Genomic DNA, 387 nt, shown 5'->3' with positions numbered 1-387 from the left:
GATGCCGATGCGGGCACCCAGATGCCGGGGATCGGCGGCGATCGGCGGCGATCGTCATCATCGTCTCCGAGGCCGCCTGGAACAGCAGGGCGTAGAGAACGGCCTTGTTCTGCAGCGCGATGTCGGCGATCCGCGCCGGCAGGGTGAAGACGACATGGAAATACCCGACCGGCAGCAGATCGGCCTCACGTTCGGCCAGCCATGTCCGTGCGGCGTTCCCCTGACAGCGCGGACAATGACGGTTGCGGCAACTGTTATAGGCGATCCGCCTGTGTCCACAGTCCCCGCACGCTGCGACATGACCACCAAGGGCTGCGGTGCGACAGTGTTCGATTGCCGACATTGTTGATTTTCACTGAGAACTGATGGGGTGGATGCCCGCTCCCG

The 387-nt window shown here is 63.8% G+C and carries 1 pseudogene; it reads right to left on the bottom strand.

Annotated features, from left to right (window positions below):
• A pseudogene (locus B7449_RS17000) lies at positions 1–343 on the bottom strand (IS91 family transposase); the annotation flags it as partial.
• Positions 344–387 lie beyond the last annotated feature (44 nt).

It is taken from the genome of Komagataeibacter intermedius TF2, assembly GCF_000964425.1.
GTDB classification, from domain to species: Bacteria; Pseudomonadota; Alphaproteobacteria; order Acetobacterales; family Acetobacteraceae; genus Komagataeibacter; species Komagataeibacter intermedius.
This window is presented reverse-complemented; position numbering and strand designations above follow the sequence as displayed.